Raw genomic sequence first — 18,810 nt, 5'->3', positions numbered from 1 at the left:
CAATCCTGCCATGTAAGGCCCTTACTAGACCCGCCGGGGAAGCCCGACTGAGTCACACATCACATCTATGACATCGGCGGTGACGTCAGCTCCGGAAAACAACCGGATTTGCTCCACGGCTTGATAGAGCAACATCTCGAGCCCCGGAACTACTACTCCGCCCCGCGAATGCCATGCTTCGGCAATGCGGCTGGGCCAAGGATCGTAGGCGACATCGAGCAGCACGCCGGTGGCGCCGGGAAGCTTGTCGTCGTCGGGAAGCTTGTCATCGTCGGGAAGCTGCTCAAGCTGCGTCGCAATGCCGTCTGCCGCCCGCGGCGGAAGCGTGGAGATCACCAGATCGGCTCCCGACATGGCTTCAGCAGCTTCGGCCAGCGGCCGGAGGTGAATGGAAAGCCCGACGGCGGCTGCCGCGGCTTTCGCCTCGGCGGCCCGTCCGGCGTCGCGCACAAAGACGTCAACGTGTTTCGAACCGAGTTCCCGGAGCGCCGCAATAGCCGCTGCGGACGTTCCTCCGCCGCCAAGGATCGCGGAGTTCGGCCGTTCAGTGACTCCTGCGTTCCTCACGGCTTCGACGATGCCGGCCACATCCGTGTTGTGGCCGACGCGCCGCACGCCTTGCTCAGTAGCTTCGAAAGCCACCGTGTTGATGACGCCCAAGTACGCGCCGGCTCCGCGGACCTCGTCGACTTGGTCCACCATGGCGGTCTTGAGGGGCATGGTGACGGACAAACCGCACCAGTGGTCCCCGGCCTCGAGGCCCGCCATGAAGGCGGGGAGCCGCTCGACGGTTACGTCGATCGCCGAGTATTCGATGTCGAGCCCGAGCTTCGCGTACGCCGCGCGGTGGAGTGCTGGTGACTTCGAGTGACTGATGGGGTGCCCCAGGACGGCAGCACGTCTACTCACACGCACCGTCCGGCGTTGGCCGCACACCACGCGTTGTACTGGTCAACGTACTTCAAGTGTTCCGCCAACGTGCTGGAGAACTTGGTCTCCTTGGTGTCGAGGTTGATGGTCACCCAGTAGAGGTAGTTGTTGGCTGTCGGCTTGGCGGCGGCATCGATCGCCGTCTTGCCGGGCGAACCGATGGGGCCGACAGGAAGGCCTACGTTGGCGTAGGTGTTGTAGGGATTGCTCTTGTCAGCCTTCTGGGCATCGGTCAAGTGGAAAGTCTTGGTACCCAGGCCGTAGGTAACGGTTGCATCCGACTGGATGAGCCCGTTCGTCTCGGTGTTGCCCGGCTTGAGCCTGTTGTAGATGGCGCCTGCTACGTTGCCGTAGTCGGCCTGGCCGCCTTCAGCCTGCACGATGCTGGCCACCGTGATGGTCTGGTACTGCTTCGCGGGATCCGTGACGCCTTGGGCCTTGAGCTCGTCGGTGGTGGCCGTGACGAGCTTCTGGAGGATGTCCTTGGCAGAGGTTCCAAGGGGGAAACGGTACTCACCCGGTGCCAGGAAACCTTCCAGGTTCTTTGCCGGGGCAGGGACACCAAACTGGGCAGGTGAATCACTGAGCGCCTTCAAGTCGGACAAAGGTATGCCCGAACCCTTGGCGATCGCATCAAGGGATTCACCGATGCGCAATCCCGCACTCAGCGCGAAGTACATGACCTTGGAAGAATCCTTGCCGAGGAGCACATTCACCGCATCGGAGTTTTTCATTTCCGTCTTGAAAGTGAAATCACCCGGTGAGAGTTCACCCCCTGCAGCAGTGAAGGCCGCCACGAAAGAATCGGCGTCGGCGATGACGTGCTGGCTCTGGAGGTTGGTCGCGACCAGCTTGGGGCCGGAGCCCGGGGCCACAGTGATGGTGACCGAGCCGGTACCCGGGCCAGGGTAGTCGCTGACCTTGTCCATCCCGAGCAATGGCTTCAGGAACTGCGCCCCCACAGCGACCGCTGCGACGAACACCGTGAGGGTGAGCAGGAGCGCGACAAGACGGCGGCGCCTGCGGACCTTCTTCGAGGGGACCTTTGGCGCCGGAGTCGCGGCTGCCATGAGGTCGTGGGCGGCGTGCCCACCATGGACCTCGTAGTCGAACTGGGGATCATGGTGCTCATAACCTTCGTCATGGGCATGCAGCTCGTGGAATTCGTCACCGTGTGCCACGTCGTAGCTGTGAACGGGCTCATCGTGCAGAGCATCGTGCTCGACGGTGTGATGCTCGACGGCGTCGGGGTGCGCCACGTCGTAGTGCTCGACGTCTGGCTGCACTGTGTCAATGGGCTGCGCCGTGTCAATGGGCTGCACTGTGTCAATGGGCTGCAGGAGGACTTCAGGCTGCGCCGTGTCAGGCTGCTCCTGCACGTCCTCCTGGGGCTGGACTGTTTCGCCGTGGATGCCGTCGTCGTGGAAGTCAGCGGCGTGGGTGGTCGCTCCCGGGGCTGCCGGCGCGTAGTCCGGGACGTATGCAGGCTGTGGCTTCGGAACTGCGACAGGTTCAAAGTGGACAGGCACAGGCGGTGGCAGTACCTCCTGGTTCTGCGTCTCCAGGAAACGTTCCCTGGCACGGATTTCACGACGCGTCAGAGGCCTGGTACGGTCTTCTGCTGCGTCGTTGGAGGGGTCGTTGTTGACCGGGCTCACTATTGTCTTCCCCTCGTTGGAGAGTGTGGATCAATGCCGGAGGCCGGCAGCGGCGCACTGGCACCGTCAATGTGTTGGGGTGGCATCGGCGCCTGCACGCGCCTGCCCACATCTGCACCTCTGGCTTTTTGCATGTCGATCGCGTGCTGCAGAATTCCGGCAGCGGCAACCTGATCCACCACTTTACGATGATCTTTGCTGCTCATGCCAGCTTCATGGAGATTGCGGTGGGCCGTCACGGTACTGAGCCGCTCGTCCACCATGTTGACTGGAACGTCGAGTCCACGGCGCTGCAAGTGGGCTGCCAGCAACTCCGCGTAGTCCGTGGCCATGACCGCAGAAGAATGTTCTTCACCCTTCATCGTGCGCGGCAGGCCGACGAAAATCTGGACTACGCCGAGCTCCGCGACCTGCCGGACAATGACCCCGATGTCGGAATTCTTCTTGGCGTCCCGGCTCACCGTCTTGAACGGCGTTGCCAGGATCCCGTCCGGATCACAGACGGCAACTCCCACACGGACGGTGCCGACGTCTACCCCCAGTTTGATGCCCCGGGGGTAGTCGTCGTTGCTCGCAATGGCCTCCAAGATCAGCGCTTGGCGATCGCGTCCACAACGGCCGCGAGGGCCGGTGCGATCTTCGCGGCGTCGGTTCCGCCACCCTGGGCGACGTCGTCCTTGCCACCGCCGCCGCCGCCGAGGATTCCTGCAGCAACCCGAACGAGGGCGCCTGCCTTGACGCCCGCTTCACGCGCGGCCTCGTTGGTGGCCACGATGATGACGGGACGGTCGTTGCTGACACCGGCCACGGCAACCGTGGAAGCGTCGGAGCCGAGCCGGTTGCGCAAGTCCATGGCGAGGCTGCGGAGGTCGTCCGCTCCCCCGACCTGGCCGGCGTCGTGCGCCACTACCCGGACGCCTGCGGCATCCTGGGCCGTGGCGACTAGGTTCGCGGCGGCCGCGGTCAGCTGTTCCTTGCGGAGGCGGTCGAGTTCCTTTTCCGTCGCCTTGAGCTTGGCCAAGGTGCTGGAGATCCGGTCGGCCAACTGGCCCGAAGGGACCTTGAGCATCTCCGTGAGCTCGGTGACCAGGGCACGCTCGGCTGCGAGGTGCCGGAAGGCGTCAAGGCCGACGAAGGCCTCCACGCGGCGGTTTCCCGAACCAACGGACTGTTCGCCGAGCAGCGACAGGCTCCCGATGAGGGAGGTGTTGGCCACATGGGTGCCACCGCAGAGTTCGCGCGACCATGCGCCGTCGATCTCCACAACGCGGACTTCGCTGCCGTAGTTCTCGCCGAAGAGGGCCATGGCGCCGAGCGCTTTCGCCTCGGCGAGGCCCATGACCTTGGTGTCCACCCGGAAGTTGTTGCGGATGGCGATGTTCGAGACCTCTTCGATCTCGGACTTCGTGGCTGCACTCAATCCCTCGCCCCAGGCGAAGTCGAAACGCAGGTAACCGGCCTTGTTGAAGGATCCACGCTGGGTGGCTTCCGGGCCGAGGATCTGGTGCAGGGCGGCGTGCACGATGTGCGTGCCCGTGTGGGCCTGCTCTGCGGCGTGGCGGCGTTCGCGGTCGACGGCGGCGCGCACCAAAGCGTCCGAGGCGATCTCGCCTTCGCGGACGATCGCCTTGTGGACGCTCAGGCCCTTCACCGGGCGCTGGACGTCGAGGACCTCGACGACGAAGCCGTCACCGGTGATGAGGCCCTTGTCTGCGGACTGGCCACCGGCCTCAGCATAGAACGGGGTCTCGTTGAGCACGAGCTCGATTTCGTCGCCCGTGGAAGCGTGGGCAACACGCCGCCCGGAGCTCACGATGCCGCGGACCCGCGCCTCGCCTTCCAGCTCGGTGTAGCCCGTGAAGACCGTCTCGCCCTCAGCCAGGAGCTCCTGGAAGGCTGAGACATCGGCGTGTCCACCCTTCTTGGCCTTGGCATCCGCCTGGGCGCGCTGGCGCTGTTCCAGCATGAGGCTGCGGAATTCGGCTTCGTCGACCTTCAGGCCGGCTTCCTCGGCCATTTCGAGGGTGAGGTCGATCGGGAACCCGTAGGTGTCGTGCAGGGCGAAGGCATCCTCGCCGGACAGCGGCTTGCCGGCAGCCTTGGACAGCACAACGGCCTCTTCAAGGCGCGCGGTGCCGGAAGCGATGGTGCGCAGGAAGGCTTTTTCTTCGGCGTAGGCGATGCGGCTGATGCGATCGAAATCGGTCTCCACGACGGGGTAGACGCCCTTCATGGCGTCGCGGGATGCCGGAAGCAATTGCGGGAGGCAAGCTTCTTCGACCCCGAGGAGGCGCATGGCACGGACGGCACGGCGGATCAGCCGGCGCAGGACGTAGCCGCGGCCTTCGTTGGACGGGGACACGCCGTCGGAAATCAGCATGAGGGCCGAACGGATGTGGTCGGCGACGACGCGCATCCGGACGTCGTCCGTGTGGTGCGGGTCGTCAGCGGACTCGGCAGAGGTGTACTCCTTGCCGGACAAGGCTGCGGCCTTGTCGATGACGGGACGGACCTGGTCCGTTTCGTACATGTTCTCGACACCCTGCAGGATCATCGCGAGGCGCTCCATGCCGAGGCCGGTATCGATGTTCTTCTTGGGCAGTTCGCCAACGATGTCGAAGTCCACCTTCGAGCGGACGTTCTCGATCTGGTACTGCATGAACACGAGGTTCCAGATTTCGACGTAGCGGTTTTCGTCCGCGATGGGACCGCCTTCGGCGCCATAGGCCGGGCCGCGGTCGTAGTAGATTTCCGAGCACGGACCGGCAGGACCAGGCTGCCCGGTGGACCAGTAGTTGTCCGCCTTCCCCATCCGCTGGATGCGCGAGGCGGGAATGCCCGTGTTCTTGAGCCACAGATCCTGGGCTTCGTCGTCTTCCTCGTAGACGGTCACCCAGAGGCGCTCGACGTCCAGTCCGTAGCCGCCGTCGTCGACGCTCTTGGTGAGCAGTTCGAAGGCGAACTTGATGGCGTCTTCCTTGAAGTAGTCCCCGAAGGAGAAGTTTCCGCACATCTGGAAGAACGTCCCGTGCCGGGCGGTCTTGCCCACTTCCTCGATGTCGCCGGTGCGGATGCACTTCTGGACGCTCGTGGCGCGGTTGAAGGGCGGTTCCTCACGGGCAGTCAGGTAGGGAATGAAGGGAACCATGCCGGCCACAGTGAAGAGCAGGGAAGGGTCGCTGGATACAAGCGACGCGGAGGGGACGGCGGTATGGCCCTTGCTGACAAAAAAGTCCACCCAGCGTTTGGTGATCTCCTGCGACTTCATTAGCTGATTACTTACCCTTCTCAATTCACTGCACATGAGTTTGTGCGCGGTTCTGGCATGTGCCATTGCCGCAGCTTCTAATTCTGCCCTGTTGACGGCCGCTTGGGCGAACCGCCGTGACTAGCGGCGGCTACTGGCTGCCGGCGTCGGACTCCGCGATGCCGAGCGCGGCCCTGAGGTCGACTTCGCGTTCATTCATTCCGGCGCGCACGGCGTCGGCGAAGTCGTACACGCCGTCGGCCAGCCGCGCTACGGCGCGGTTCAGGCCGTCGGGACCAATATTGGCCTGTGCTTGGGTGATCTTGCGGAAGGCGATGACTCCGATTGCCACGCCGATCCCCATCCAGACAATTCTTTTCACAGTTTTCCTGACATACGAAGATCGTGACTTACGAACGGATTCAGCGGCTGCGGCGGCCGCTGCCCGGTTTGCGGCGGGCGGCAAAAGCCGAGCGCACTCCATAGCTGAACGCTGCCACCTTGATGAGCGGCGAACCGACCGTTGCAGCCACCAGTGAGGACAAGGCAGAGATGTTGGCGGAGGCGTCGGAAACGTTGGAGGTGATGCCATCCACCTTTTTCAGCTGCTGGTTTGTGGTGGAAACCGTCGCCGTGACCTCGTCCATCAGGGGCGTCGCTCCGTCGCTCAAGGAGCGGATGGAGGTGCGGACCTCATCGAAGACGCGCCCGAGTTTGAGGATCGGCACAGCGAGCAGCACCACAAGGAGCGCGAAAACTCCGGCCGCGATCAGGCCTGCAATATCGCCACCAGTCATGGACACTCATCTCCTAGCATTTGTTGCGTTGCCGTTGGTGCGCCATGTAGTTCGACGCGGGCACCCCCGGCGTGGCTTCCCCAAGTACCTTACATACAAAGAAGCCCGCGGCGCGTGCCACGGGCTTCTTTGTATGTGCTTGCTGAAAATCAGCGAGCGTAGAATTCGACCACGAGCTGCTCTTCGCAGGTCACGGGGACCTCAGAGCGCTTCGGGCGACGAACCAGGCGTGCCTGCAGGGCGTCGATCTTGACGTCCAGGTAAGCCGGAACGACGTTCAGGACGTGTGCGCCGGCAGCTGCAACCTGGAACGGAGCCATGACTTCGCTGCGGCTGTGAACGTGGATGAGCTGGCCTTCAGCAACGCGGAACGACGGGCGGTCCACGCGGATGCCGTCAACGAGGATGTGGCGGTGCACAACCAGCTGGCGGGCCTGGGCGATGGTGCGGGCGAAGCCGGCACGCAGCACGAGTGCGTCGAGACGCATTTCGAGCAGTTCGATCAGGTTTTCACCGGTCAGGCCCTTGGTGCGCCGTGCTTCTTCGAAGGCACGAGTCATCTGGGCTTCGCGGATGCCGTACTGGGCGCGCAGACGCTGCTTTTCGCGCAGACGTACAGCGTAGTCAGAGTCCTGCTTCTTGCGGGCACGGCCATGCTCACCGGGGCCGTACGGACGGCGCTCCATGTACTTGGCGGCCTTGGGAGTCAGAGCGATGCCGAGTGCACGCGAAAGGCGTGCGGTACGGCGAGCACGAGTGTTGTTAGCCACTTGTGTCCTTCCAATATCTGCGGTGTGTCAGTGTTACTGGCCTCCATGAGGGAGAGCATCGGCCAACCGCTGCCTTTTGCTACGGGGCGCAGGGCACAGCATCAAAACCTGGATTTTGATGGATTGTGCGCCCGAGCCTTGCCAGACAAGCATCTAGCCTACCATGACGCCTACTTGCCCCGGATGATCCTGCGCAGCCGCTCGAGCCTGGGAGCAATATCCCGTTCAGCACCGTTTGCCGTGGGTTCGTAGTAGTCCGTGCCGACCAAATCATCCGGAGCGTACTGCTGCGTGGCCACGCCGTGCGGGGCATCGTGCGCGTACTTATAGCCTTGGCCGTGGCCGAGGCCCTTCGCTCCTTGGTAATGCGCATCCCGCAAGTGGGCCGGAATCCCGACCCCCATCCCCGCACGCACATCGGCGATGGCCTTGTTGATGCCCATATAGGCCGCATTGGACTTGGGCGCCGTCGCCAGATGCACCACGGCTTCGGCGAGGATGATCCGGCCCTCGGGCATGCCGATCAACTGCACCGCCTGGGCCGCGGCGACGGCGGTCTGCAACGCCGTCGGATCTGCCATGCCGATGTCTTCGGCAGCCGAAATCACAATCCGGCGGGCCACGAAGCGGGGGTCCTCCCCCGCTTCGAGCATGCGGGCCAGGTAGTGGAGGGCCGCATCGACGTCTGAGCCGCGGATCGACTTGATGAACGCACTGGCGACGTCGTAGTGCTGGTCGCCCGCGCGGTCGTACCGGACGGCGGCTACATCGAGGGCCCGCTCCGTGTGGCGGAGTTCGACGACGACCGGAGCCTCCGGGGCGCCGTCACCGGCCAGCCCTTCCTCTTCAGAAGCGTCTTCGGAAGCGTCGCCGTCGTGGTTCCGGTCTCCGTAGGCGACGCCGGCGGCGGCCTCAAGTGCGGTGAGCGCGCGGCGGGCATCTCCCCCGGACAAGCGGACCAAATGCTCGAGCGCTTCAGGGGTGAGCTCCACTCCCCCTGCCAAGCCGCGGGCATCGGCAACAGCGCGTTGCAAGAGCGCCTCGATGTCGCTGTCGGTGAGCGGTTTCAGGGTGAGCAACAGGGATCGGGAGAGCAGCGGCGAGACCACCGAGAACGAAGGGTTTTCGGTGGTCGCGGCGACCAGGACCACCCAGCGGTTCTCGACGCCAGGCAGCAGGGCGTCCTGCTGGGCTTTGTTGAAGCGGTGGATCTCATCCAGGAACAGCACAGTGGTGGTCCGGTAGAGATCCCGGGCAGTCAGGGCATTTTCCATGACCAGGCGGACGTCCTTGACGCCCGCAGTAATAGCGGACAATTCAACGAACTTCCGGCCTGGCCCGCGGGCGATGACGTGCGCCAGCGTCGTCTTGCCCGTACCTGGAGGTCCCCACAAGATGACCGAGCTCGGACCGGCAGGACCGGCGGCGTCGGCCCCTGCGGCAAGCTGCCGCAAAGGAGAACCCTGGCCCAGCAAATGCTGCTGGCCCACAACGTCGTCGAGCGTCCGGGGCCTCATGCGGACGGCCAAAGGGCTCCGCGGCGACGCCCGACGTGCCGTGCCCGCACGCTCATCACCGGAACGGTCCGAATCCGCCGCTTTGCCGCCGGCGTCGTCGTCGTTGTCCGCGTCGGCACCAAAGAGATCTTCCACATGGATAGGCTACTCATGATTCCAGTTAAGGAGACATCGACGTGGAGACCCGGCCATCCGCCCCCGGCGAAAAGCAGCCGCTTGGAGCGGCGCGCACCGCCTTCATCCCTGGTCCGCGGTTGACCGGCTGGGTGGAGCGCTTCGCCGCGAGCCATGGCACCGTTGAGGAAGAGCCCGACGACGGCGGTACCCTCCTGCGGGCGGCTGACGGCGCTACCGCGCTATTGAGAGCCCCCTGGCCCGTCGATGGACGGCCGGGCAAGGGCGCAACCACCGTTGAGCGTTTGGCGTCCCTTGCTTCACAGGAACGACGGCTCGGAATCATCCTGGTGCGCCGGGGCGGCTACGCGGTGGGGGTCGTGAGCGGCGGCAAAGTGTCTGGGTCCAAATCGGGTTCCCGCTATGTACAGTCACGCTCGGCGGCAGGTGGATCCTCGCAGCAGCGTTTTGCCCGTCGTCGCGAGAACCAGGCCAATGCGCTGACGGAAGCCGTGGCCGGTTATGCCGCCGCTGTGTTCGCCGGACACAGCATTGAATATCTCGTTCTGGGCGGAGACGCCGCGCTCTCTGCGGCGGTCCTGGAGGAGGCGGCGCTGAAGGAATACGCCTCGCGGAAAAGGCTCGCGTTCCTCGCGGTCGCCGACCCCAACGCGACCGTGCTCCGCAAGGCTGCGGCGGATGCGTGCGCCGTGCGTATCGAGGTCACGGATCCGCTGTAGGGGTGAGCAGGGCCAGCACCGCCAACGCAAGATCGGTAGGGTTCTGAAGGTCCAGCCCGGTGTACCGTTCGAACGTCGCCAGCCGGTATCTTCCAGTTCGGCGACGTACCGCGCCTGGACGCGTGAGGCAAAGGTGTCCACTGTGCACCAGACGAGTTCAGTCCTGCTGACCAGCAGCGCCGGATCCGCCGCCAGGGCGGATGCGGACGATGCATCCCACACGACGGAAAAGTCCAACCTGATGGCGCGCACCAGGCTGTCCAAGGGGAGGCCTTGGCGAAGGTCCGCGATGGTCAGCCCGGATTCCCTGTACACCGGATCCTGGAGGATTCTCGCGATGAATGTATCCACCATTCCCCATTGGGTGGGCTGGTCACCTCCGAAACCGGCATCCGTTTCGAATCATCTCGGAGTTCCGCGGTGACCTGGCGGTTGTGTGCAGCCGGTCAGGAGGGTCCCGGCGTGCACCTGTGTGCAGGAAAGCCTGAAGGAGAAGCTCTTGCCGTTCACCGTGTGGCCGGGGGTCGACAGCCGACTACTGTGCGCCCACTTACTTGGTGGCGGAAATGTCCAGGATTCTGAGTGCGATTCGCAGTGCAAATTTCGTGTCGGGATTGTCTAATGGAACCTCCATCAGTTGCTCAATCTTCTCAAGTCTCTTGACTACAGTGTTTCGATGAACATGAAGAACCCGAGCAGTCTCAGCGAGGCTGGATTCGCTTTTCAGGTAAGCGCTCAGCGTGTCCCGCAAGTACCCGGCATCCTCTTCGGATAATCCTCCCAGGAACTTCATGGATGGGCGCACAAGTGCGGGGTCGTGGAGGGTGGTCCGGATCAACTGGGTGGCGATTGATTCCTGGGCATCAACAATTTGGCGGCGTCCTTTGCTGTAACTTGCTTGTCGGGCGAAGTCTTCGGCTTCGGCGATGCTTTTCGCAAACCCCTCCGGTCCAAGTCGTGGTCTTGCGACGCCAAAAACGATGCCGGATTCCAAAGGCGGTCGGACGGAGTCCAATGCACCCACAAGGTCTTTGTACTCTGTCCTAGTCGGTTGGTTTGGTTGGGTCTCCCAGATAAGCCAGTGATCCATGTATTCCGATGAGGCGATGGAGTATCCATAGCGTGTCAGGGCGGCTGGAATCATTCGGCCAATGTCATGAGCTGTGGATTTCTGTGGGGCATGAATGCTTACCAGGGTGTGCCATCCGTTGAGGTTCCATCCGACGCTGAGTGCTTGAGAGATGAGGTGGTCTGGAACCGCTCCGCCGCTGACAGCGAGCTGTGAGACGATCGCTGATCTCGCGGATTGAAAAAGCTCGTCAGCAAAGCGCTGCCGAGTGAGCCAGCGAAGCAAGGGCGATGCAGTCAGTTCCATGAGTTCCCTGGCCCCTTCAAGCTCGAAGGGCGCGGCGTCGGTGCTGAATTCGGCAAGGATCCAAAGTGCTGGATCGTCGTTTTCCATGAGGGGCGGTAGCGGGACCGATATCAAGTTCGCCGACAAAGCCGAAATGGGGCCTTGCCCCGGCGCTGTGGTTAATTCGCCAAGAGAAAGTGGGCTCTCCAACGCGCCAGCAAGCGTTAGCCCAAGTGAATTGACGATGGCTATCTCCGCGTTTACATACTTTCTAAGTTCAGAGACGACATTGTCCGGGTTCGGTTCCATGCCTTGGATTGCGCGGGAGAGGGCGGCCATGCTCGTGGACCGAGTCATGAGATTGGATTTCATGAAGCCCTGGAGGGATGCAGCCACAGAAACAGTTGTCTGGGGTTGATCAAGGACCACGACGCTCATCTTCAGTTTTCTTGCCAGTTCCCGCGTGGAGATGCTCATTTCTGTACTGCTCCCGGATTCTCCATTCTCGGATGGTGTGAGAATGACCATGCCCACACCCTGTAGCTTCAGATGAGGGAATATCATTTCCAGCCCGTAGGAAGGCATCCAGGAAGATATCCAGATGCCTTCGACCCCGTCGATTTGCCTGTCGTCGGGCGCGTCCAGGTGCGCGATTCGGGCTTGTCCGTTTGCGGTGAATTGATTGACGCAGACGAACGAGTAGCTTGCGGTTGGCTCCGCCAGGACGACCGAGCTGTGCAACAGGGCCGGGCACCGCATTAGTTCCCGTAGGGTCAGCCGATCTGTCATTGAGGGGCTCCATATGAGGGGATTGTGTAGCCGTAGCCGGCAATGTCTACTAATGACCGGGCCGAAGCTTCGGTCCACTTGCCCGGAGCTTCGAAGACGAGGATGTCTACGCCGTAGCCAGGGACAATACGCTCGCTGAGGAGGGGAGTTCCGGTGTGGCTGTCAAGGAGGCAAATGATTTGAGGTGCCTTTGCCAGCAGTCGGCCCTCGTCTATGAGCAGAAGGAATTCGTTCTGTGCCTCGATCCGAAGGTACCTTCCCTGGGCACGGACGATTATCGTGCCTTTCGCATGTACCCCGACGTCTGACCCCCGGGGAGCCGGCTCCCATTTAACGTCCACGACGCTCCCTCTGCCGACATGCAGACACCCTTTGGTGTGTTGAGAGAAGTGCATTATTGCGTCGCTGACCGATGCTGTGAGTTTTCTCGATTGTTGGAACTGGTAGCCAAGCTCGATTGCCCGCCGGAGTGTCCCCGTGATCCCTGCTTGGCGTGCTTGGACACCGTCCATGGCATATCCAGCGAATGCCACCCACCCGCCGAATATTCCCATGAGTAAGCGAAGCGATCGTTCGGCATCTTCCGCGCCCGTTCCGCAGATTTCGACACACCTGCCGGAAGCGTCGACGAGCGCACACGGGGTCATCGGGACGCTATGTGCGTTGAAGGTCGTCTGATGCAGCCCCGAGAGTCCGCGCCCCATACCGTCCAGATCGATCATCGGGATGTCCAGAGCCGCGGCCACAAGAATCGGCGCATACGCATTGATCCCGGCCATCTCGAACGCGCAGACGAGCGGTCGCGTCCCTGGAAATTTCGCGGCGACCGCCTCGAACGCCCTCGTGTATGGATCAGGTCCGCCGGGCTTTTCGCTGAAGGCCAGCGGCGATCCCGCTAGTCCGACGGGAATGACGACATCGTTCGGAGCGATTTTACTCGGAGGAAATACGGTAACTCCGCCCCTTTGTTCCAGCACGTTTCGTGTCAGAAGGGATATGGCATGAGTGTCTCCTGCACCCCCCGATCCCTGCATCCTGGCGCCAAACTCCAGCGCCTCCAAACCGCTCGACTTGAGAACCCAAGGCATGGCCGCCTCCTCCCATCCTCATCGACGAAAATGCTACGTGTTAAGTATGCACACCGGCACGGCATTTAGTAGTTAGATCGACCATTGTTGTCGAGCATCATCAGCCGTAGCGTTGTCTTAATTCTTCTCCTACCCCTGAGCTCTTTGCGGGTAGGCACCTCGCAGGCAAAGGAGCCGAAATGACAACAGGTACAACAACGAAAAAGCATGCCGGGGAGGAGGACTTTGCCCTCGAACGTGTTCCTGAACACGCCCGTCATAGCTGGTGGTCGGTGGCTGTTCAAAGGTTCGGCCAGATGTCAGCGCTGTCACAGTTCCTCCTAGGCGCAGCTCTCGGATTTGGGATGCAATTTTCCGACGCTTTGCTGGCGATCTTCCTTGGGTCGGTCATCCTCGAGGTTGTCGCTATCATGACGGGCATCCTCGGCCAACGGGAAGGCCTCTCGACCTCGCTTCTGGCTAGATGGACTGGCTTTGGCCGCCATGGATCCAGCATCATCGCCTTATTCATCTCACTTAGCTTGGTCGGGTGGTTTGGCGTCCAGAGCGGCGTGGCTGCAGATGGTCTTGCTAAGCTGGCACCCGTTTTTCCCGCCTGGGCGTGGTCCCTTGTGGTCGGCGCAGCTGTGACCGCGATTGTCATTTATGGTTTCAAGAGCATGGCCTGGACCGCGTACATTACGATTCCGGCGTTCCTCCTGCTGGCCGGCTGGTCGATTTTCTCTGAGTTGCAAAACCACAATCTGGGCGATCTTGTAAGTCAGCCGGCCCCTGGACCGGTGCTTAGCCTCGCTGCGGGGATGACGCTGGTGGCAGGCGGATTCATTGTCGGGATGGTCATCACTCCGGATATGACACGCTTCAACCGCAAACCCTCCGATGTCGTCAAGCAGACGCTTTTGGGAGTCACCCTTGGCGAATTCATGGTTGCTATCGCTGGGGTCCTTCTTGCTCACGCGCTCAAGACCAACGACGTCATCGCACTGGTCACGTCCAGCAGCGGATTCGTCGGTACGATCGTCATCGTTGCGGGCACCGTCAAGATGAATGACTGGAATCTGTACTCTGCCTCTCTGGGCATCGTGAACTTTGTCGAGACAGTGTTCAGGAAACGAGTGAGCCGCACCAGTGTCACCATCTTTATCGGCGCCCTGGGAGCCATGCTCGCTGCCGCTGGAATCCTGAACTACTTCGTGGATTTCCTGATCCTGCTTGGAGTCACATTCCCGCCGATCGCGGGCATCATGGTCGCCGAATACTACATCGTCAAGAAATGGCGGAGCGTATTGTCCGGTTCTTCCCCCGGGTTGCCCGCAACTGAGCCCACATGGGTTATCGGAACCCTCGTGGTGTGGGGGGCGTCGGTGCTGATTGGGATGTACCTGCCCTGGGGGGTAGGCTCCCTCAACTCACTCTGTGCATCCATTGTTCTGTACGTCATTGCCGGGAAATTGGGCCTGATCAAAGGGACTTCCGAAGACGTGCTCTCACGCCAACCGAAAACTGAAACTCGCGAACTGCAGGAGGAACACCAGTGAAAATAGGCATCGATGTCGGCGGGACCAACACAGACGCTGTGCTTATTGATGGCAACGAGGTCCTGGCAGGCGTAAAAAGCCCAACAATGAGTGATGTTGCACTGGGCATTACTGAATCCCTCCGCCGTCTTCAGAGTGCTTTCCCCTTCGATCCGACGCAGATAGACGCAGTCATGATCGGCACCACGCATTTCATCAATGCTCTCATCGAGGCCGAGCGGCTGGCGCCGACCGCGGCCATCCGGCTGGGACTTCCTGCGACGAGTGGACTGCCCCCCTTCGTAGGCTGGCCCACGCGGATCACCGAAGCAGTGAAGGCCCTGCCCTACATGTGCCACGGCGGACATGAGTTCGACGGACGGGAGATATCTCCGATCGACCGTGAAGAAATACGCAGAGCTGTCCGGGATGCCGTGGCCCGGGGCGCACGAAGCTTCGCTATCTCGTCTGTGTTCTCTCCGGTTAACTCCGAGTTTGAGCAGATGGCGGCGGAAATCATCGGGATCGAATTTCCCGAACTTCCGGTCAGCCTTTCGAACGAAATCGGCAGGGTTGGACTGCTCGAGAGGGAAAACGCGACCATCATCAATGCCGCCCTGCGTGACCTTTCAGCCGAAGTTTGTTCTTCCCTGGACCAATCACTCATGGCGCTGGACATCAACGCTCCTCTGTTCCTGAGCCAGAACGACGGAACCTTGATGGACGTCGATTTCGCCAGGAAATACCCCGTTGCCACATTTGCCTCTGGACCAACAAACTCCATGCGGGGGGCAGCGTATCTCTCAGGCATCAAGGACTGCATCGTGGTTGACGTTGGAGGGACGACGACGGACGTCGGAGTTCTCCAGTCCGGCTTCCCTCGGGAGGCTGCCACCGAGATTGAGGTCGCAGGAATCCGCACCAACTTCCGGATGCCAGATGTCTTGTCCGTGGGAGTCGGTGGTGGCAGCAGAATCAGATTCGACGATGGAGTGACCGTCGGGCCGGACAGCGTCGGATATCGGGTAACGGAGGAGGCGCTCGTTTTCGGCGGCCAAACCTTGACGGCGACCGACATCATGGTCGCGGCTGGAGACACGGTAATTGGCGACCCGGAGCGCGTCAAACATCTGGACCGCTCACTGATCTACGCGGCCAGAGATGAAATCCACCGAAGGATCACTGAGACGGTTGACCGGATGCGGACGAGCTCTGACCTGGTCCCGGTGATTGCAGTCGGCGGCGGTGCGTTCCTCGTTCCCGAACAGATGGCATGCGCCAGTGACGTTGCCCGTCCGGGGCACTCCGGAGTAGCGAATGCCATCGGCGCCGCTATTGCACAAGTAGGCGGGGAAGTCGACCGAATCTTTGCCATCCCGGCCGGAAAGCGCGAAGAAGTGCTCGACCAAGCCAGGGAGGAAGCAATCGGCAAGGCCATAGCTGCCGGAGCCAAAGCCAGCACTGTCCAAATCGTGGAGATCGATGAGCTTCCCTTGGCTTATCTGCCAGGGAACGCGTCCCGTGTCCGTATCAAGGCCGTTGGCGATCTTCCGACGTCGAAGTAACCCCGGAATGCTGACTGCAAGAACTAGAAGGAAAACATAATGAGTTTCTATCTTTCACTAAACGACGTTCCTGACTTGGCGCGGGGCGCGGCGATACTGGGTACAGGCGGCGGCGGAGATCCGCTCATCGGCCGCCTCCTCGTCGAGGAATGCCTCAAAAACGGGAAGAAGATCGAAATCCTCGATCCGACCGAACTTGATGACGATGACTTTGTCATTTCCACGGCCATGATGGGTGCTCCGACTGTCGTAGTCGAGAAAGTCCCAGCCGGCACTGAGGCAGTCCGGTCGCTCCGCGCCTTGGAGAGACACCTCGGAAAAACAGCCGACGCAACAATCCCCATGGAGTGCGGTGGACTGAATTCCATGATTCCTCTGGTCGTCGCCGCCGAAGCGGGTATCCCGGTGGTGGACGGCGACGGAATGGGACGAGCCTTCCCGGAGCTTCAAATGGAAACGTTCGGAGTCTACGGGGTGTCCGGATCACCGCTCGCTGTTTCTGACGAAAACGGGCACACGTGCATCGTCGATACCGGCCAGGACAACCAGAGGATGGAGACTTTCGCGCGCGCGGTCGCCATCAAGATGGGGGGCGCGGCATACATCGCCGAGTATCCAATGAGCGGAGCAGACGTCAAGCGAACTGCGATCCGCAACACCGTCACCCTGGCCCTCAATATCGGCCGGACTTTGCGTACGGCCAAGGACAAACATCTTGATCCGCTGGCAGAACTCAGTGCCTTCCTAAAGGACACAATATACGGCCACGGAACCGTGCTCATGCGGGGAAAAATCGTTGACGTTGAGAGGTTCGTTAGAGACGGGTTCACCCACGGCTCTGCGGTTGTGGAATCCTTCGACGGTATCGACGAAATGCGGATCCAGTTCCGGAACGAGAACGTCATTGCACACAAGAATGGTGCGGTCGTTGCCATTGTTCCGGATCTTATTACGATAGTTGATGTTGATTTGGGCACCCCCATCACTTCCGAAGCCCTGCGGTTCGGACAGCGGGTGGCCGTCTACGGAATCTCGACTCCTGCCATCATGCGGACCCCTGAAGCGCTGCAAGTCTTTGGCCCCCAGGCTTTCGGACTCCATGAGCCATGGGTCGCCCTTGAGGAATTGAGTGCCGTCAGGTGATACCCACCCTGGAGAGTCCCGTCATGGCCGAGGCTCTCATATTCGATGGCCACAACGATTTGCCTTGGGCTCTGCGACAGAAATTCGATTCCCGTGTCGAGGAGATCGACTTATCGCAGCACCAGCCCAGCTTGCACACAGACATTCCACGGCTCCGGGAAGGCCGGGTCGGTGCGCAATTCTGGTCAGTCTTCGTCCCGTCCAACATGCTGCCGGCCGACGCCGTCGTGGCGACACTCGAACAGATCGACTGCGTGCACCGGATCATGTCCGAGTATCCCGAAACGTTCAGTTTGGTCGACACGGCCGCCGGTGTAAGGACCGCCGTTGAGAAGGGACTGATTGCCTCCCTGATGGGAATTGAAGGAGGCCACTCCATCGACTCATCCCTCGGCGTCCTCCGGATGATGAGACGTGTCGGCGTCCGCTATATGACCCTGACACACAACGACAACACGCCCTGGGCACGATCAGCGACGGGGGAACAGGTTGGCTACGGGCTCACTGGTTTTGGAAGAAGTGTGATCGCCGAGATGAATGACCTTGGAATCATCGTCGATTTGTCCCACGTGGCCGAACAGACCATGCACAACACGCTGGACATCACCAGGGCCCCCGTCATGTTTTCGCACTCGTCTTGTCGCAATGTAACCGATCACGTCAGGAACGTGCCGGATTCCGTGCTTGAAAGATTGCCTGAAAACGGTGGAGTGCTCATGCTTACGTTTGTTCCCGCTTTCATCTCCAATGCCTGCGCCGAGCACGAGCAACGGTCGGATGATATCCGGAAGAGGCTGGGCCTCCGGACGGGATTCCACGCAGGCCATGTGGACGAGGACGAGGCCGCGATATCGGAATATGCCCGCTGGACATCTCAGAACCCGCCTCCACACGCAACCATCGCCGACGTTGTGAAACACGTGGAACATGCGCGTGAAGTGGTGGGACCCCAACACTTGGGCATCGGAGGGGACTTCGACGGGATCGAACGGCTGCCCCGCGGAATAACCGGGGTATCCAGTTACCCTGTCGTCAAGATGGCACTAGCTGAACGGGGCTGGTCGGCTGCAGATCTCCGCAGCCTCGCTTTCGGCAATGTCCTCAGGGTGCTCGAAGACGCCGAGAGGGTCGCCAATCAACAGACAGATGACGATTCCATGCAGAACGCGACGGTTGGTCACTAGATTTGCCACGTCAACCACAGCGGCAGCATCGGATCTCCAAAACCGGAACCGGAGGCTGCGCCCGGGTCCGGATCCAGGATTAGATGCAGCGTGGTGGAGAAACTAAATTGTCGGTGCCTCCTGCGATGCTGTGGGCATGGATGGAAGGACAGCCTGGAGCGCGGGCAGCAGCACGGCCGTGGAGGCCGTCGCCGCGTCCGTTGCCGTGCTCGCCGCCTTCACCCGCGACGCCGGTTCTTCCGAGACCGCCGATCCGCTCCGGGATCTGGCGGATGCCTGCCTGGACGGCCTCGCCGAAGTGGCCCGGCTGGAAGCCCGCACCGCCGCCCTGAAAGCGCAGCTGGCCGCGGACTACGCCCACGCGGCCAGGGCCCTCGCGCCACCGGCCGCATCACCG

15 protein-coding genes and 2 pseudogenes are annotated in these 18,810 nt (G+C 61.7%); 6 read left to right on the top strand and 11 right to left on the bottom strand.

What is annotated here, in order from left to right:
• Window positions 1-24: 24 nt before the first annotated feature.
• From AC1DJW_RS07350 to AC1DJW_RS07315, 8 genes are all read right to left on the bottom strand, one after another.
• Window positions 25-909, bottom strand: coding sequence for a shikimate dehydrogenase (locus AC1DJW_RS07350; protein WP_476901052.1), 885 nt, complete (start codon window positions 907-909; stop codon window positions 25-27).
• Window positions 906-2,588 carry an endolytic transglycosylase MltG gene (gene mltG / locus AC1DJW_RS07345; protein ID WP_476901051.1) on the bottom strand — a complete coding sequence of 561 codons (1,683 nt, stop codon included), beginning with the start codon at window positions 2,586-2,588 and terminating at the stop codon, window positions 906-908. Before mltG ends, AC1DJW_RS07350 begins: the two co-directional genes overlap by 4 nt.
• On the bottom strand, window positions 2,588-3,175 hold the full coding sequence (ruvX, locus tag AC1DJW_RS07340; RefSeq protein WP_284755688.1) for a Holliday junction resolvase RuvX: 588 nt from the start codon (window positions 3,173-3,175) through the stop codon (window positions 2,588-2,590). The genes mltG and ruvX overlap by 1 nt, the downstream gene beginning before the upstream one ends.
• Window positions 3,176-3,177: 2 nt before the next feature.
• Window positions 3,178-5,856 (bottom strand): alanine--tRNA ligase, encoded by a 2,679-nt coding sequence (alaS, locus tag AC1DJW_RS07335; RefSeq protein ID WP_284755690.1) that lies wholly within the window; start codon window positions 5,854-5,856, stop codon window positions 3,178-3,180.
• 130 nt (window positions 5,857-5,986) lie between these two features.
• Entirely contained in the window at window positions 5,987-6,199 is a 213-nt protein-coding gene (locus AC1DJW_RS07330) for a hypothetical protein (protein WP_390277920.1), read from the bottom strand.
• A gap of 58 nt (window positions 6,200-6,257) precedes the next feature.
• Window positions 6,258-6,632: a DUF948 domain-containing protein gene (locus AC1DJW_RS07325; RefSeq protein ID WP_059389201.1), complete on the bottom strand. Its 375-nt coding sequence runs from the start codon at window positions 6,630-6,632 to the stop codon at window positions 6,258-6,260.
• Window positions 6,633-6,781: 149 nt separating this feature from the next.
• Window positions 6,782-7,402, bottom strand: coding sequence for a 30S ribosomal protein S4 (gene rpsD, locus AC1DJW_RS07320; protein WP_028267147.1), 621 nt, complete (start codon window positions 7,400-7,402; stop codon window positions 6,782-6,784).
• A gap of 170 nt (window positions 7,403-7,572) precedes the next feature.
• The gene (locus AC1DJW_RS07315; protein ID WP_476901050.1) at window positions 7,573-9,054 is read right to left on the bottom strand and encodes a replication-associated recombination protein A; all 1,482 of its coding nucleotides are present in this window, start codon (window positions 9,052-9,054) and stop codon (window positions 7,573-7,575) included.
• Window positions 9,055-9,095: 41 nt separating this feature from the next.
• Here AC1DJW_RS07315 and AC1DJW_RS07310 point away from each other — a divergent pair, with 41 nt between their 5' ends.
• On the top strand, window positions 9,096-9,773 hold the full coding sequence (locus tag AC1DJW_RS07310) for an acVLRF1 family peptidyl-tRNA hydrolase (RefSeq protein WP_476901049.1): 678 nt from the start codon (window positions 9,096-9,098) through the stop codon (window positions 9,771-9,773).
• 81 nt (window positions 9,774-9,854) lie between these two features.
• Here the strand turns inward: AC1DJW_RS07310 and AC1DJW_RS07305 are convergent.
• The 3 genes and pseudogenes from AC1DJW_RS07305 to AC1DJW_RS07295 form a co-directional block, all read right to left on the bottom strand.
• Window positions 9,855-10,127, bottom strand: a pseudogene (locus AC1DJW_RS07305) (RsbRD N-terminal domain-containing protein); the annotation flags it as partial.
• Between the two features lie 196 nt (window positions 10,128-10,323).
• Window positions 10,324-11,916, bottom strand: coding sequence for a PucR family transcriptional regulator (locus AC1DJW_RS07300; RefSeq protein ID WP_476901048.1), 1,593 nt, complete (start codon window positions 11,914-11,916; stop codon window positions 10,324-10,326).
• Complete coding sequence (locus tag AC1DJW_RS07295) at window positions 11,913-13,004, bottom strand: DUF917 domain-containing protein (protein WP_390277398.1); 1,092 nt, start codon at window positions 13,002-13,004, stop codon at window positions 11,913-11,915. The genes AC1DJW_RS07300 and AC1DJW_RS07295 overlap by 4 nt, the downstream gene beginning before the upstream one ends.
• Before the next feature lie 179 nt (window positions 13,005-13,183).
• Between AC1DJW_RS07295 and AC1DJW_RS07290 the strand changes: the two genes are divergently transcribed.
• The 5 genes and pseudogenes from AC1DJW_RS07290 to AC1DJW_RS07270 all read left to right on the top strand — a co-directional run.
• On the top strand, window positions 13,184-14,542 hold the full coding sequence (locus tag AC1DJW_RS07290) for a purine-cytosine permease family protein (RefSeq protein WP_476901047.1): 1,359 nt from the start codon (window positions 13,184-13,186) through the stop codon (window positions 14,540-14,542).
• The gene (locus tag AC1DJW_RS07285; protein ID WP_284755703.1) at window positions 14,539-16,086 is read left to right on the top strand and encodes a hydantoinase/oxoprolinase N-terminal domain-containing protein; all 1,548 of its coding nucleotides are present in this window, start codon (window positions 14,539-14,541) and stop codon (window positions 16,084-16,086) included. The genes AC1DJW_RS07290 and AC1DJW_RS07285 overlap by 4 nt, the downstream gene beginning before the upstream one ends.
• 39 nt (window positions 16,087-16,125) lie before the next feature.
• On the top strand, window positions 16,126-17,229 hold the full coding sequence (locus AC1DJW_RS07280) for a DUF917 domain-containing protein (protein ID WP_284755705.1): 1,104 nt from the start codon (window positions 16,126-16,128) through the stop codon (window positions 17,227-17,229).
• A gap of 23 nt (window positions 17,230-17,252) precedes the next feature.
• Window positions 17,253-18,413 (top strand): dipeptidase, encoded by a 1,161-nt coding sequence (locus AC1DJW_RS07275; RefSeq protein ID WP_284755708.1) that lies wholly within the window; start codon window positions 17,253-17,255, stop codon window positions 18,411-18,413.
• A 136-nt stretch (window positions 18,414-18,549) separates the two neighbouring features.
• Window positions 18,550-18,810 (top strand): annotated as a pseudogene (locus AC1DJW_RS07270) (HNH endonuclease signature motif containing protein); the annotation flags it as partial.

The sequence above is a fragment of the Arthrobacter sp. 05L417 genome (genome assembly GCF_056397865.1).
This window is presented reverse-complemented; position numbering and strand designations above follow the sequence as displayed.